17 protein-coding genes are annotated in these 13182 nt (G+C 72.2%); 10 read left to right on the top strand and 7 right to left on the bottom strand.

What is annotated here, in order from left to right; genetic code table 11:
- Position 1: 1 nt before the first annotated feature.
- From EAO72_RS02915 to EAO72_RS02905, 3 genes are read left to right on the top strand one after another with little or no spacing between them, the layout of a single operon-like run.
- Complete coding sequence (locus EAO72_RS02915) at positions 2-313, top strand: L-rhamnose mutarotase (protein ID WP_148015640.1); 312 nt, start codon at positions 2-4, stop codon at positions 311-313.
- 1 nt (position 314) lies between these two features.
- A complete protein-coding gene (locus EAO72_RS02910; RefSeq protein ID WP_148015639.1) occupies positions 315-1172 on the top strand; it encodes an amidohydrolase family protein in 858 nt (285 codons plus the stop codon).
- Positions 1173-1206: 34 nt separating this feature from the next.
- Positions 1207-2067 (top strand): Fpg/Nei family DNA glycosylase, encoded by an 861-nt coding sequence (locus EAO72_RS02905; RefSeq protein WP_148015638.1) that lies wholly within the window; start codon positions 1207-1209, stop codon positions 2065-2067.
- 6 nt (positions 2068-2073) lie between these two features.
- On the opposite strand, the gene EAO72_RS02900 is transcribed toward EAO72_RS02905, so the two are convergent.
- Entirely contained in the window at positions 2074-2715 is a 642-nt protein-coding gene (locus EAO72_RS02900; RefSeq protein WP_148015637.1) for a zf-HC2 domain-containing protein, read from the bottom strand.
- Positions 2716-2796: 81 nt separating this feature from the next.
- Here EAO72_RS02900 and EAO72_RS02895 point away from each other — a divergent pair, with 81 nt between their 5' ends.
- From EAO72_RS02895 to EAO72_RS02880, 4 genes are all read left to right on the top strand, one after another.
- Positions 2797-3549, top strand: coding sequence for a LytR/AlgR family response regulator transcription factor (locus tag EAO72_RS02895; protein WP_148015636.1), 753 nt, complete (start codon positions 2797-2799; stop codon positions 3547-3549).
- A 64-nt stretch (positions 3550-3613) separates the two neighbouring features.
- A complete protein-coding gene (locus tag EAO72_RS02890; RefSeq protein ID WP_148015635.1) occupies positions 3614-3976 on the top strand; it encodes a hypothetical protein in 363 nt (120 codons plus the stop codon).
- Positions 3973-5454, top strand: coding sequence for a sodium/solute symporter (locus EAO72_RS02885; protein WP_148015634.1), 1482 nt, complete (start codon positions 3973-3975; stop codon positions 5452-5454). The genes EAO72_RS02890 and EAO72_RS02885 overlap by 4 nt, the downstream gene beginning before the upstream one ends.
- A complete protein-coding gene (locus EAO72_RS02880) occupies positions 5451-6641 on the top strand; it encodes a sensor histidine kinase (RefSeq protein WP_148015633.1) in 1191 nt (396 codons plus the stop codon). The genes EAO72_RS02885 and EAO72_RS02880 overlap by 4 nt, the downstream gene beginning before the upstream one ends.
- Positions 6642-6711: 70 nt before the next feature.
- Here EAO72_RS02880 and EAO72_RS02875 read toward each other — a convergent pair whose 3' ends face one another.
- On the bottom strand, positions 6712-7224 hold the full coding sequence (locus tag EAO72_RS02875) for a hypothetical protein (protein WP_148015632.1): 513 nt from the start codon (positions 7222-7224) through the stop codon (positions 6712-6714).
- A 124-nt stretch (positions 7225-7348) separates the two neighbouring features.
- On the opposite strand from EAO72_RS02875, the gene EAO72_RS02870 reads away from it, so the two are divergent.
- Positions 7349-7546: a zf-HC2 domain-containing protein gene (locus EAO72_RS02870; protein ID WP_148015631.1), complete on the top strand. Its 198-nt coding sequence runs from the start codon at positions 7349-7351 to the stop codon at positions 7544-7546.
- Here EAO72_RS02870 and EAO72_RS02865 read toward each other — a convergent pair.
- Positions 7480-8049, bottom strand: coding sequence for a sigma-70 family RNA polymerase sigma factor (locus EAO72_RS02865; protein ID WP_148015630.1), 570 nt, complete (start codon positions 8047-8049; stop codon positions 7480-7482). The genes EAO72_RS02870 and EAO72_RS02865 overlap by 67 nt on opposite strands.
- A 169-nt stretch (positions 8050-8218) precedes the next feature.
- Positions 8219-8680 carry a universal stress protein gene (locus EAO72_RS02860; RefSeq protein ID WP_148015629.1) on the bottom strand — a complete coding sequence of 154 codons (462 nt, stop codon included), beginning with the start codon at positions 8678-8680 and terminating at the stop codon, positions 8219-8221.
- A gap of 164 nt (positions 8681-8844) precedes the next feature.
- Here EAO72_RS02860 and EAO72_RS02855 point away from each other — a divergent pair, with 164 nt between their 5' ends.
- Complete coding sequence (locus EAO72_RS02855) at positions 8845-9690, top strand: polysaccharide deacetylase family protein (RefSeq protein WP_148015628.1); 846 nt, start codon at positions 8845-8847, stop codon at positions 9688-9690.
- Positions 9691-9772: 82 nt separating this feature from the next.
- Here EAO72_RS02855 and EAO72_RS02850 read toward each other — a convergent pair whose 3' ends face one another.
- Positions 9773-10432 carry a class F sortase gene (locus EAO72_RS02850; protein ID WP_148015627.1) on the bottom strand — a complete coding sequence of 220 codons (660 nt, stop codon included), beginning with the start codon at positions 10430-10432 and terminating at the stop codon, positions 9773-9775.
- A gap of 313 nt (positions 10433-10745) precedes the next feature.
- On the opposite strand from EAO72_RS02850, the gene EAO72_RS02845 reads away from it, so the two are divergent.
- Complete coding sequence (locus tag EAO72_RS02845; RefSeq protein WP_148015626.1) at positions 10746-11408, top strand: hypothetical protein; 663 nt, start codon at positions 10746-10748, stop codon at positions 11406-11408.
- 92 nt (positions 11409-11500) lie between these two features.
- Here the strand turns inward: EAO72_RS02845 and EAO72_RS02840 are convergent, their stop codons facing one another.
- Positions 11501-12055 (bottom strand): hypothetical protein, encoded by a 555-nt coding sequence (locus tag EAO72_RS02840; RefSeq protein ID WP_148015625.1) that lies wholly within the window; start codon positions 12053-12055, stop codon positions 11501-11503.
- A 172-nt stretch (positions 12056-12227) separates the two neighbouring features.
- A complete protein-coding gene (locus EAO72_RS02835) occupies positions 12228-12995 on the bottom strand; it encodes a bestrophin-like domain (protein ID WP_148015624.1) in 768 nt (255 codons plus the stop codon).
- Between the last annotated feature and the right edge of the window lie 187 nt (positions 12996-13182).

Genomic DNA, 13182 nt, shown 5'->3' with positions numbered 1-13182 from the left:
CATGCGGATCGCCCTGCACACCAAGGTCCGCGCGGACCGCATCGCCGCGTACGAGGCCGCGCACCGCGAGGTCCCGGCCGAACTGACCCGCGCGATCCGGGCGGCGGGAGCCGCCTCCTGGACGATCTGGCGCAGCGGCACCGACCTGTTCCATGTCATCGAGTGCGACGACTACGCCCGCCTCCTCGCCGAACTGGAACAGCTCCCCGTCAACGTCGCCTGGCAGGCCAGGATGGCCGAACTCCTCGACGTCGCGCACGACTACTCGTCGGACGGGGCCGAAGCGGGCCTCCCGGTCGCCTGGGAGCTGTGAGATGACCGGCCGCCCGCACATCGTCGATGCCCACCACCATGTGTGGGACCTCTCGGTACGCGACCAGGACTGGATCACCGGCGAGGAACTGGCCCCCCTGCGCCGCGACTTCACCCTCGCCGACCTGGAGCCGGAGGCCCGGGCCAACGGCGTGTCCGCGACCGTGCTCGTCCAGACCGTGACCGTCCCGGAGGAGACCCCCGAGCTCCTCGCGCTCGCCCACGGCAGCGACCTGGTCGCCGGCGTCGTCGGCTGGACCGATCTCACCGCCCCGGACGTCGCCGGGACCCTGGCCGCCCTGCGCGAGCTCCCGGGTGGCGACCGGCTCGTCTCGCTCCGCCACCAGGTGCAGGGCGAACCCGACCCCCGATGGCTGCTGCGCCCGGACGTGCTGCGCTCACTGGCCTCCGTGGCCGACGCCGGACTCGTCTATGACCTGGTGGTCCAGCCCCACCAGCTGCCCGCCGCCGTCCGCGCCGCCGAACTGCTGCCCGGGCTCACCTTCGTACTCGACCACGCGGGCAAGCCGCGGATCGCCGCCGGGCAGCGGCGCCCCTGGGCCGACGATCTGCGGGCGCTCGCCGCCCTCCCCAACACCGTCTGCAAACTCTCCGGACTGGTCACCGAGGCGGACCCGCACGACTGGACCGTCCAGGACCTGCGCCCGTACGCCCGCACGGTCCTCGACGCCTTCGGGCCCGGCCGGGTGATGTTCGGCTCGGACTGGCCGGTCTGCCGGCTGGCCGCCACGTACACCGAGGTCGTCGAGACCGCGCTCGCGCTCCTCGAAGGCCTCGCGGACGACGAGCGGGACGCCGTCCTCGCCACCACGGCCGAGCGCGTGTACGGCCTCCGGTAGGCGCCCGGGCGCGGGCTGCGGCAGGCTGGGAACCATGCCCGAACTGCCGGAAGTCGAAGCCCTGCGGGTCTTCCTCGACGACCACCTGGTCGGCAGGGAGATCGACCGCGTCCTGCCGCTCGCCATCAGCGTCCTGAAGACGTACGACCCACCGCTCACCGCCCTGCACGGCGGGACGGTCACCGGCGTCCGGCGGCACGGCAAGTTCCTCGACATCGCCGTGGGCCCGCTGCACCTGGTCACCCACCTCGCCCGGGCCGGCTGGCTGCACTGGAAGGACAGCTTTCCCGCCGCCCCGCCGCGCCCCGGCAAAGGCCCCCTGGCGCTGCGTACCGTCCTCACCGGCGGTGACGGCTTCGACCTGACCGAGGCGGGGACCACCAAACGCCTCGCCGTGTACCTGGTGCGCGATCCGGCCGAGATCCCCGGCGTCGCCCGCCTCGGCCCCGACCCGCTCGACGCGGCCTTCGACCGGGACGCGTTCGCCGCGCTGCTCGAAGGCGAACGCCGCCAGATCAAGGGCGCCCTGCGCGACCAGTCCCTCATCGCCGGAATCGGCAACGCCTACAGCGACGAGATCCTGCACGTCGCGAAGATGTCCCCGTTCAAACTCACCGCGCACCTCACCGACGACGAGATCACCCGGCTCCACACGGCTCTGCGCACCACCCTGAACGACGCCGTCGCCCGCTCCAGCGGCCTCGCGGCGGGACGCCTCAAGGCCGAGAAGAAGAGCGGCATGCGCGTCCACGGGCGCACCGGTCAGGCCTGCCCGGTCTGCGGGGACACCATCCGTGAGGTCTCCTTCAGCGACTCCTCGCTCCAGTACTGTCCGACCTGTCAGACCGGTGGCAAGCCGCTGGCCGACCGGCGGCTCTCCAAGCTGCTCAAGTAGCGCGCCTCAACGGGTGAGCCGCAGCAACGGCCGGCCCGCCGCCGTACGCACCTCGAAGCGGGCGATGTCCCCGGGCCGCAGGGCCGCGCCCGCGTCGATCCGGAGCGGCGCCTCACCCGGACCGGCCGACGACCAGGTGGCAACGGTCTCCTCGTCCCCGTCCCGCCCCACCGCGACCAGCGAGCAGACCCCGGACCCATGCACCCCCGACACCTCCAGCCCGACCTCGGCACCCCACTCGCGCGCCCCCGCCGTCACGACGGCCGCCATTCCCGAACCCCGGTCCACGGCCGCCCACCGCCCGGTGCCGGACCCCCCGTCCGGCACCGTGAACGGGGCCCCGGCCGCCAGCACCACGGCCGCCGCCCCCATGACCAGGCGCCGCCGCCGCGTCCTGCGCCGCCCGGCCGCCACCGCCCGAGTGGCCCGCCGCACCAGACCGGGACCGGCGCGCGCCACGGGGTCGACGCCCGGCGGCGTCAGCCGTGCGTACCGCCCGAGAGCGGCCGTCACCCCGCCGAACTCCACCACGGCGCCCGCACACCGGGGACAGTCCTCCAGATGCTCCTCGAAACGGAAGGCGTCGGCGGCGCCGAGCACCTCCAGGACGTAGGCGCCGACATCGCGACGGTGTTGCGGGCTGCACATGCGCTCCCGTACGGAAACAGCCCGTGAATCACTCAGCAGACCCCACCGCACCGCGTCGTACAGGCCCTAAACTCCGGCCTCATGCTCCGCGTACTCGCCGTCGACGACGAAGAACCCGCCCTGGAGGAACTCCTGTACCTCCTGCGCGCCGATCCCCGGATCCGCAGCGCCGAGGGAGCCACCGGCGCCACCGAGGCGCTGCGCCGCATCGGCGGCGCCGTCGAGGCCGGTCCGGACGACCCGGCCGCCATCGACGTCGTCTTCCTCGACATCCACATGGCGGGCCTCACCGGACTCGACGTCGCCCAGCTGCTGGCCGGCTTCGCCGCGCCCCCGCTCATCGTCTTCGTCACCGCTCACGAGGGCTTCGCCGTGCACGCCTTCGATCTGAAGGCCGTCGACTACGTCCTCAAGCCGGTGCGCCGCGAACGCCTCGCCGAAGCGGTGCGCCGCGTCGCCGAACAGGTCGGCGGCCGCTCCGCACCCGCGCACGACACCGCGCACGACCAGATCCCCGTCGAACTCGGCGGTGTCATCCGGTTCATCCCGATCGACGACATCGCGTACGCCGAGGCCCAGGGCGACTACGCCCGGCTCCACACCGCCACCGGCAGCCATCTCGTCCGCGTCCCGCTGACCACCCTGGAGGAGCGCTGGCGCACCCGCGGATTCGTCCGCATCCACCGCCGCCACCTGGTGGCGCTCGGCCGGATCGACGAACTGCGCCTGGACGCGGGCAGCATGAGCGTGCGCATCGGTACGGCGGAACTCGCCGTCAGCCGCCGGCACACCCGTGCGCTGCGCGATCTGCTGATGCGGCAGACCGGCCGCTGACCAGCGTCTACCCGCGCCCGGACCCCTTCCCAGCAAGGTCGGGTGCTGCGTACACTCCGGCCCCATGTCCGCAGAGCCAACGCCCCGGCGTGAAGTGGTGACGGGGGAGCCCCGCCGGGTGCGTCCGCTGCCGCGCTACCGCACCCAGTCGGAGATCGACGAGCAGACCGCGCTCGGCGGCGCCTACGTCCGCTCGCTGATGCGCAGCCAGCTCCGCGCCGGGCTGACCGCGTTCACCGGCCTCGCCGTCGTCGTCGGCACCCTGCCCCTCGTCTTCGAGGCCCTGCACAGCTCCGCCGTCGTCTGGGGCGTCCTCGGCTTCGCCGCCTACCCGCCGCTGACGCTGCTCGCCTGGTGGTACGTGCGCCGCGCCGAGCGCAACGAGCGCGACTTCGCCCGGCTCGTGGAAGGCCGCCCCGCACAGTGAGCCGCACGTACGCGGTGGCGGCCGTCGCCACGGTCGTCCTCGCCACCGTCCTCGTCGGCGGGTTCGGGCTGCGCATCTCGCGCACCACCTCCGACTTCTACGTGGCCTCGCGCACCGTACGGCCCCGGCTGAACGCGGCCGCGATCAGCGGCGAGTACCTCTCCGCCGCCTCGTTCCTCGGCATCGCGGGCCTGGTGCTCGTCCACGGACCCGACATGCTCTGGTACCCGGTCGGCTACACCGCCGGGTATCTGGTGCTGCTCGTCTTCGTCGCGGCCCCGCTGCGCCGCTCGGGGGCGTACACCCTGCCGGACTTCGCCGAGGGGCGGCTCGAATCGCGGCAGGTACGCCGACTCGTCAGCGTCCTCGTCGTCGGCGCCGGCTGGCTCTATCTCGTCCCGCAGCTCCAGGGCGCCGGACTCACCCTCAAGATCCTCACCGGGGCGCCCGGCTGGCTCGGTGACGTCCTCGTCGCCTCCGTCGTCGTCCTCGCCGTCGCCGCGGGCGGAATGCGCTCCATCACCTTCGTCCAGGTCTTCCAGTACTGGCTGAAGCTGACCGCGCTCCTCGTCCCCGCCCTCTTCCTGGTGCTCGCCTGGCAGGGCGACGGACGGCCCCGCGTCACCTTCGACGAGCAGCTCTCCGTCTTCCGCGCCGACCATCCGCTGTACGCCACCTACGGCCTCATCGTCGCCACGTTCCTCGGCACCATGGGCCTGCCGCACGTCGTCGTCCGCTTCTACACCAGCCCCAACGGCCGCGACGCACGCCGCACCACCGTCGCCGTCCTCGCCCTGATCGGCGTCTTCTACCTGCTGCCGCCCGTCTACGGAGCCCTCGGCCGGCTGTACGCACCCGAGCTCATCCACGGCGGTGACGCGGACGCCGCCGTGCTGCTGCTGCCCGGCCGGGTCATCGGCGGGCTCGGCGGCGACCTGCTCGGCGCGCTCATCGCCGGCGGCGCCTTCGCCGCGTTCCTGTCGACGGCCTCCGGACTGACCATGGCCGTCGCCGGCGTCATCACCCAGGACGTCCTGCCCTCGCGCGGCGTACGGCACTTCCGGCTGGCCACCGTCCTCGCCATCTCCGTCCCGCTGGCCGGTTCGCTGATCGTCAGCCGGGTACCGGTCGCCGACTCCGTCGGGATGGCGTTCGCCGTGTCCGCGTCCTCCTTCTGCCCGCTGCTGGTCCTCGGCATCTGGTGGCGCCGGCTCACCCCGCCCGGCGCGGTGGCGGGACTCGTCCTGGGCGGCGGCTCCGCGCTGCTCTCCGTCGCCATCACCGTCAGCGGCGCGGTGCGGCCCCCCGGCTGGCCGCACGCGCTGCTCGCCTGGCCCGCCGTGTGGTCCGTCCCCGTCGGCTTCCTCGCCATGATCCTGGTCTCGCTCGCCACCCCGGGCCGGATACCCGCCGGCACCAACGCCGCCATGACCCGCTTCCACCTGCCCGAGGCGCTCACCACCGGGAGGCACCGGTGACCGGGGCCGGATACGCCGTCATCGTGCTCCTCGTGCTGCTGCTGTTCGGCGGCGGCCTGGTGACGGGCCGGCGCACCGCACGCCCCGTCCGCACCAGCGACGTCGGCACGCCCGTCGAACACGCCACCTTCGAGACCCTGCACACCGCCTCGCTCGCCGCGCCCCCGCTGCGCGCCGGGCTGACGGAGGAGAGCGCCCGCAGATCGTCCCGCCGCCTGCGCTCGCTGCTGGGCACCGACGCCCTGTGCCTCACCGACCGGGACCGGATCCTGGCCTGGGACGGCGAGGGCGACCACCACGGCCGGCACATCATGGACCAGGTCCAGGACGTCCTCGCCACCGGCCGCGACACCGCCTTCCGCAGCGAGTGCGACGACCTGGACTGCCCGCTGCGGTGGGCCGTCGCCGTGCCGCTCACCGTCGACCACCGGGTCCTCGGCACCCTGATCGCCTACGCCCCGCGCGAGTCTGCCGTGCTGGCGAGAGCCGCGGGCGAGGTCGCGCGCTGGGTCTGCGTACAGCTGGAACTCGCCGAACTCGACCGCTCGCGCACCCAGCTCATCGAGGCCGAGATCCGGGCCCTGCGCGCGCAGATCTCCCCGCACTTCATCTTCAACTCATTGGCCGCCATCGCCTCGTTCGTCCGCACCGATCCCGAGCAGGCCCGCGAACTCCTTCTGGAGTTCGCCGACTTCACCCGCTACTCGTTCCGCAGCCACGGCGACTTCACCACCCTCGCCGACGAACTGCACTCCATCGACCAGTACCTGGCCCTCGTCCGGGCCCGGTTCGGCGAACGCCTCTCGGTCACGCTCCAGGTCGCCCCGGAGGTGCTGCCCGTCGCCCTGCCGTTCCTCTGCCTCCAGCCCCTGGTCGAGAACGCCGTCAAGCACGGGCTCGAAGGGGCAGTCACCTCCAGCCGCATCACCATCAGCGCCCTGGACGCCGGCTCCGAGGCCGAGGTCGTCATCGAGGACGACGGCACCGGTATGGACCCGGAACGCCTGCGCCACATCCTGCGGGGCGAAGGCGGGAAGTCCACCGGCATCGGCCTGCTCAACGTCGACGAACGGCTCCGCCAGGTGTACGGGGACGACTACGGGCTCGTCATCGAGACCGGCATCGGCGCCGGCATGCGCATCACCGTACGGCTGCCGAAGTACCGCGCCGGGGTGCACGGTTCCTGAAGCGGGGCGGCCGGTGCCTCAGCACAGCGGCCCGTCAAGCACCCCTCAGCACCGTGGCCCCTCAAGCCCCTCAGTACAGGTGGATGGAGAGGTGCCCCAGCGGCAGCCCCAGCTGCCAGGCAGGCGTCCAGACCTGCGCGGCCGCCCGCTCCTCCGCCGCCGCCCCGGAACGGTCGGCCGGCTCCAGCTCCTGCGGACCCAGCGCGTCCAGGTCGGCCGCCAGGAGTTCGGTGTCCTCCAGCCACCGCCAGGCAGCACGGGCCAGAGCCAGGTCCGGCCCGGTGTCGCCCGCCTCCGCCAGCGCGTCGAGCCGCGCGCAGACCCAGCCGCGCCACGGGGCTCCGTACGCGGTCAGCAGCCGCAGCTCGTCCACCCGGGCGGACGGCAGGGACCCGGCCACCGCACCGTCGGAGAGGAACACGGTCAGGGCGAGCGCATCGCGCCCCGCCCGGTACTCCAGCGTCGCCGGCTCCATCAGTTCGCCGGTCCGCAGCAGTTCGTCGGCGATGTACTCCGCGTACATCCAGGCCATCGGGATCAGCAGCCCGCCGCCACTGGATCCGTCTTGACGTTCCGGACGCATCCGGTCTCGCCCCATTCCGTTCTCGGTACGGCCCTACACGCAGCATTGAACCGGGGGAGCGCGCCCCGCGTGGCCAGAAGGACAGGATCCGCCGGACCGGATCCGTCACAGATACGAGGTTGCGATGACCGGCCACCCGGAGGAGGGACCCCATATGCGGCAGTTGCTCGGCGCCTACGTCCTGGACGCGCTACCGGCCGCCGAGGCGCGCACCGTCGCCCGGCATCTCACGAGCTGCGAGCGCTGCGCCGCCGACTACGCGGCGGTCGCGGAGGCGGCGGCTTTGCTGCCGCTGCTCACGGAGGAGGACCTGCTCGAATAGCCGGGGAGGTTACGGGAGAGCAGGCGCAGGGCGTAGTAGGAACGGGATTTCACCGTGCCGGCGGGTATCCCGAGCACCTCGGCGGTCTCGCCCACGCTCAGCCCCCGGAAGTAGATCTGGACGAGCACGGCCCGGTGCTCGGGGCTGAGGGTGCGGACCGCCTCGCGCACATCGAGCGCGGACGCCGCGGTCTCTGCGGTGTCCTCCCGGCCCGGGGCGCTCTCCAGCACCGCGTCGCTGACCTCGGCCGGCCGGGCCAGCCGCGACCTGCGGGCGTCGATCGCCAGCCGGCGTCCCACGGTGAACAGCCACGGCCGCATCGACTCGTAGGGTCCGTCGAAGGCCTCCGGATGCTGCCAGGCCCGCACCAGCGTCTCCTGGAGGAGATCCTCCGCCCGCTGCCGGTCGCCGAAGGTCAGGCCGAGCAGGAAGTGGAACAGGGCGGGTCCGTGCTCACGCTGCAGATCCGCGAGTGCCCGGTCATCGGTCGTCGTCGTGGTCATGATGCACGCCCTTCCCCGCGGAGGTCCCTGCCGCCTCGCTGCTGACTGGCGTATACGAACGCATTCACGCCCCGGGGAACAGGACAAAAGCGGCCCCGTGCGACGAGCGGTCGCACGGAGCGGCGAATGGTGCGGTGAACGGTCGGGCGGCGGCGCGGGAGGGGGCGCGCTACGGGACCACGGTGACGGGCCAGCGCCCGGCCTTCACCAGACGTACGGCCACCGAGCCGATGAACCGGTGCCCCGCCGACTCGGACGCGCCCACCACGACGGCGTCGGCCTTGAGCTCGTCCGCCGCCGTCACCAGCCCGTTGTACGGATCACCGCGGAAGGTGTGGAACTCCCAGCGCACATCCCATATGTCCTTCATCCGTTCCGTCGACTCCCGGATCTCGTTCACCAGGCTCTCCGCCACATCCCCGGTCGCATCGCCGACCGGCGCTCCGAGCGCGGCACCCGCGGTCAGCACGGGCTGGACGTAGACGAGGGCGAGCATGGCCCGCTGACGGCGGGCGAGCCCTGCGGCATACGCGGCTGCGCGCATGGAGGAATCGGAACCGTCGAGGCCCGCGACGATCACTTTCGGGCCGTCTGTGCCACGTTCGAACTGGTGGGGCTGCTGGTCTGTCACGGCAGTGAGGCTATCGGCTCCTTCGGGCGCCCCCGTCCCGGGCTCTCGAGTGCCCCGGCGCGCTGCTGCCGGATGCGCGGACGCGCTCCCTCCATTGGGTGCAGAACCCTCCGTGACCGGTGTCGTTGAGAGGGGTGACAGAGCGGATGTGCGAGCAGTTGGTCATGAAGAATGATCAGATGCCGCCGATGCGCAGAACGCTGCTGAGGCTGGCGGCCGGGCTGGGCGCCGCCACTGTCGTGCGCCTGGTCGCGGCGGACTCCGCGGGCACCCCGTTCCGGCGTCCCGCGCCGCCGTCGGCCGTCGCGGCCGGTCCGCAGGCAGCCGCCCTGCGGACCCGGCCGCTGGCCTACCGGCTGAGGCCCATGACCGCGGGCAACCCGCCCCACTACCGGCCGGCGACGCCACCGGTCCGTACCCGGCCGTTCGAGGAACTGCCGGACATCGGCCGCGCCATGGTGCTGAGCTTCGACGACGGTCCCGACCCGCTCTACACCCCGCACATCCTGGACACGCTGCGCAAGCACGACGTACGGGCCATGTTCTTCCTCTGCGGGGAGATGGCCCATGACAACGAGGACCTGGTACGCAGGATCGCCGACGAGGGGCACACCGTCGGCAACCACTCCTGGACCCACCCGCTCGTCACCAAGCTGTCCCGGTCCGGTGTCACCGACGAACTGGGCCGTACCAGTGAGGTGATCGAGAAGATCACCGGAGCTCCGCCGCTCTGGTACCGGGCGCCCTACGGGGCCTGGAACCGGAACTCGTTCGAGATCGGGGCCGCGCTGGGCATGGAGCCGATGGCCTGGACGGTGGACACCCTGGACTGGACCGTGCCGGGAACCGACAGCATCGTCCGCCGGGTCAGGGAGGGAGCGGGCTCCGGAGTGGTGGTGCTGTCGCACGACGCGGGCGGCAACCGCTCGCAGAGTGTGGCCGCGCTGCGCCGCTATCTGCCGGAGCTGCTGGACGACGGGTACCGCATCACGGTGCCGCAGCGCCGCTGAGGCGGGGCACGGCTGCTGCCGGGGGACGGACAGCGTCCCCCGGCAGCAGGCGCCGAGGGGCCTCAGCGGCGCTCGGCGGGCCTCAGCGGGTTTCGACGAGGCGGGCGAAGGCCACCACGTTGCCGTCGTAGCCGTTGGCCTTCGTGTATCCGCCGCCGCAGGTGATGACCCGCAGCTCCGCCTGCCCCGTGTCGCCGTACACCCGGGCGCCGGGGAAGTCGTTCTTGGAGAAGACCTCGACGCCGTAGACCTCGAACACGGCGATCCGGTCGTCGCTCCGGGTGACCTCGACGCGGTTGCCCTTCTTCAGTGAGCCGAGTCCGTAGAAGACGGCGGGTCCCGCCTGGTTGTCGACGTGGCCGACGATGACGGAGGTGCCGAGCTGACCCGGCGCGATGCCGTTCTGGTACCAGCCGGCCAGGTTGGGATCCTGCGGGGGCGGTGTCTCGATCCAGCCGTTCGCGTCGAGGTTCACGTCGATCACCGGTGCGTCGACCCCGATCGAGGGGATGCCGACGCGTGCGACGGGCGCGTACGCCAGCGGCTTCACGGCCGGGCCGGCCACCGGCGCTCCCGGGGCGACCTTCTGGTGGCCCACCGACGTGGCGGCGACCGGCTGCGGCGGCCCGGGTGAGAGGTCCGCGCCGTTCCGCATCAACGCGAGACCGGTGAGCATCGCCAGTGCGAGTGCGCCCCACGGCGAGTGTCTGATCCGTTCTGGGCGCCAGTTGTCCCGGCCCATGGTTCTCCCTTCGTCGCGACGAGGGGAACGCTAGGCGTGGGTCGGCCGGGCGGCATTCAGGGAAGCGCGAACGGGTGGCGGCGACCCGGCGGGCTGCTTATCGGAGTAGCGGCCGGATAAAAGTTCTGACGGTCTGTGACCTGCGGGTCCATCAGGTTCGCGGTCGTTCGCCCGGTGTGTCGGATCACCGGGGTGGAGCAGTCCCGAAATGCGGTGGATCAAGGATCTGGTGAGGGTTCGTCATGGGAGGCGTTCTCGTCGATCCATCCCGGTGCACAGAGCTCCGGGGCGCTTTCCGCTGGAGGTTCGAACGATGCGTGCTACACGCGCTCTCGTTGTCGCCGCGACCGCCGTCGCCGCTCTCGGGCTCGGTGCCCCGATGGCAGCAGCAGGTGGAGACGTCGGGAACGGCCAGAACAACGGCAACAGCCAGAACGACTGGAACGACCCGGGCGACTGGGACAACGGAGACGGCAACGGCAACGGCAACGGCAACGGAGGAATCGGAGGAAACGGCGGCAACGGCGGAATCGGCGGGAACGGCGGGAACGGCGGGAACGGCGGGAACGGCCGCAACAACGGTCCGAACAACGTGACCGTCGACCCCGAGCGCGTCCACCAGGGCGCGGCCATGCAGGTCAGCGCCGAGGGCTGCGGCCGGGGCGGCAGCGTCTCGTCCAACGCGTTCCGCACCACGAGGCTCTCGGCGGGCCGGGTCGGCCACGCCCGGGTCCGGATCTTCAACGACGCGACACCCGGCTCCTACAACCTGACGGTCCGCTGCGACGGCACCGACCGGACGGCCGGACACCGCTTCACCGTGCTCAACAGCCGGGGCGCGCAGGGCGGCTTCGGCGGCTCGATGGCCGCGAGCCCGGCGGAGATGGGCGTCGGCGCGGGCCTGGTCGCTTCGGCGGCCCTCGGCGGAGGCATGTACGTCATGCGCCGCCGGAGGATGAGCCATGGGGCGGTCTGACCGTAACGACGCACCCACCGGCCCGATAACCGAAGTCGCCCCGAGTCCTCCAAGAGGACCCGGGGCGACTTTCGTTGTGCCGGCGGTGCCGGTCAGTGCGAGCGGCTCTCCTTGCGTCGCCGCACCACGAAGACGGTGCCGGTGGCGGCCGCCACGGCCAGCGCGGTGCCGGCCACGATCTCGCCGGTGTCCATGCTGTCGATGCTGCCGCCGAGACCGCCCTGCACACCGGCCGGGGAGGCGGTGGACACCGCGGAGCTCGTCGAGCTCGTGGTGGGTGTGCTGGTGGCCGCGCTGATCGTGAGGTTCACCTTGGCCGTGGAGACCGGAGAGGTGTTGCAGGTGAACGTCACCTCGTAGGCGGCGCCCGGCTTGGCGTCCGCGTCGACCGTCGCCCGGCCGGTGCCGCCCTGGGGAATGCTGACGGTGTCGAACACCCCCGAGGACGCCGTGGCCGTGGTGGAGCAGGCCCTGGCCGCCAGGGTGACCTGGCCGCCGGGCGCGATCACCGAAGGCGTGACGGTGTATCCGCTTCCGTTGCTGGACGGTCCGCCCGTGGTAGCGGCATACGCGGTCACGGCCGGGGCGGTCAGGGCGAGTGCTGCGGCGCCGAGCAGAGCGACGGGTGTGACACGTATTGCGCGCATGGTGAATCCTCCGGGTCCCCGAGGAGCAGCTGCGGAACGGATTTCCACAAAGCGTCAGAAATGCACCTCGATGCGCGCAACGCTAGAAGTGGTGCATTTCGCCCGCGATCGGGGTGCGCCGCTCGGGGCACCGCTGTCCCCCGAGCGGCGCACCGCCCGGGGGAGCGGCCCGCTATCCGCCGGCCGCGCCGGGGAACAGATCCAGGAACGGCGCGGCGGTGGCCGAGATGCCGCGGCCGAAGGGGGAGTCGAAGTCCCAGATGAGGAAGAGGAGGAAGGCGATGAGCACACTGAAGAGGCCGGCCAGCAGCAGTTCGCGGAACGTCCGGCGGATCTGCAGGGTGAAGATCAGCCCCACCGTCACCAGCGCCCCGGTGATCAGCCCGAACCAGACGACCCCGGGCATCGTGGCGCCCGCGCTCTGCCCCCGTGCGTTGCGGGCGTCGTCCGCCGCCGCGACCTGGTCGACCAGCGGCTGGTAGGCCTGCCCCTCGTGGTCCGTCTTCGGCCGGTAGTCCGTGACGTCGGCGCGTACCCGGTCCAGGAGCACTCCGCCCCGGTCGCTGAGGGTGCCGTGCTCGCTCATGGTCCGCCATTCCTCGTGCACGACGTAGCTGACGTAGGCGTCGACGTCCGCGCGGATCCGGGTCCGGACCTCGACCGGATAGACCGAGGAGCGCGCGCTGACCTCGTGCAGCGCCTGAGCCTCCTGGCGTACGTACTCCTGGGCGGCGCCGCGACCCTCCCAGACGCCCGCGATGGCGAGGCCCAGCACGATCGCGTAGACGACCCCGATCATCATCGTCATGTACTCGATGACGTCAGGTGTCTCGGACGGGTCGTCGTCCTCGGGGAGCCGGCGGTTGTTGAGTACGGCGATGGTCAGCACGACGGTGCTGGCCGCGGCCATGGCGAGGGTGAGAACCAGCCATTCCGACATGGGTGCCTCCGGAGGTCATCGGGAACGGGGCCGCAGTACGGCGACGGCGAACACTGCGGGGGCTGTGATCATCAAAGTGAGCGTGACCAGGGAGGTTTGGCGTTCGACGGCCTTCCGTACGGGTCTGCGGTACGAAGGAAGCGCCACGGMCGCGGGTGGCGCCGGGCGAGCGGACGGGGTGGGGGAC

The organism is Streptomyces sp. OR43, assembly GCF_008042275.1.
Classification (GTDB): Bacteria; Actinomycetota; Actinomycetes; order Streptomycetales; family Streptomycetaceae; genus Streptomyces.
Note: the sequence above shows the minus strand (reverse complement) of the source record. Positions and strands in the feature narration are given on the sequence as shown.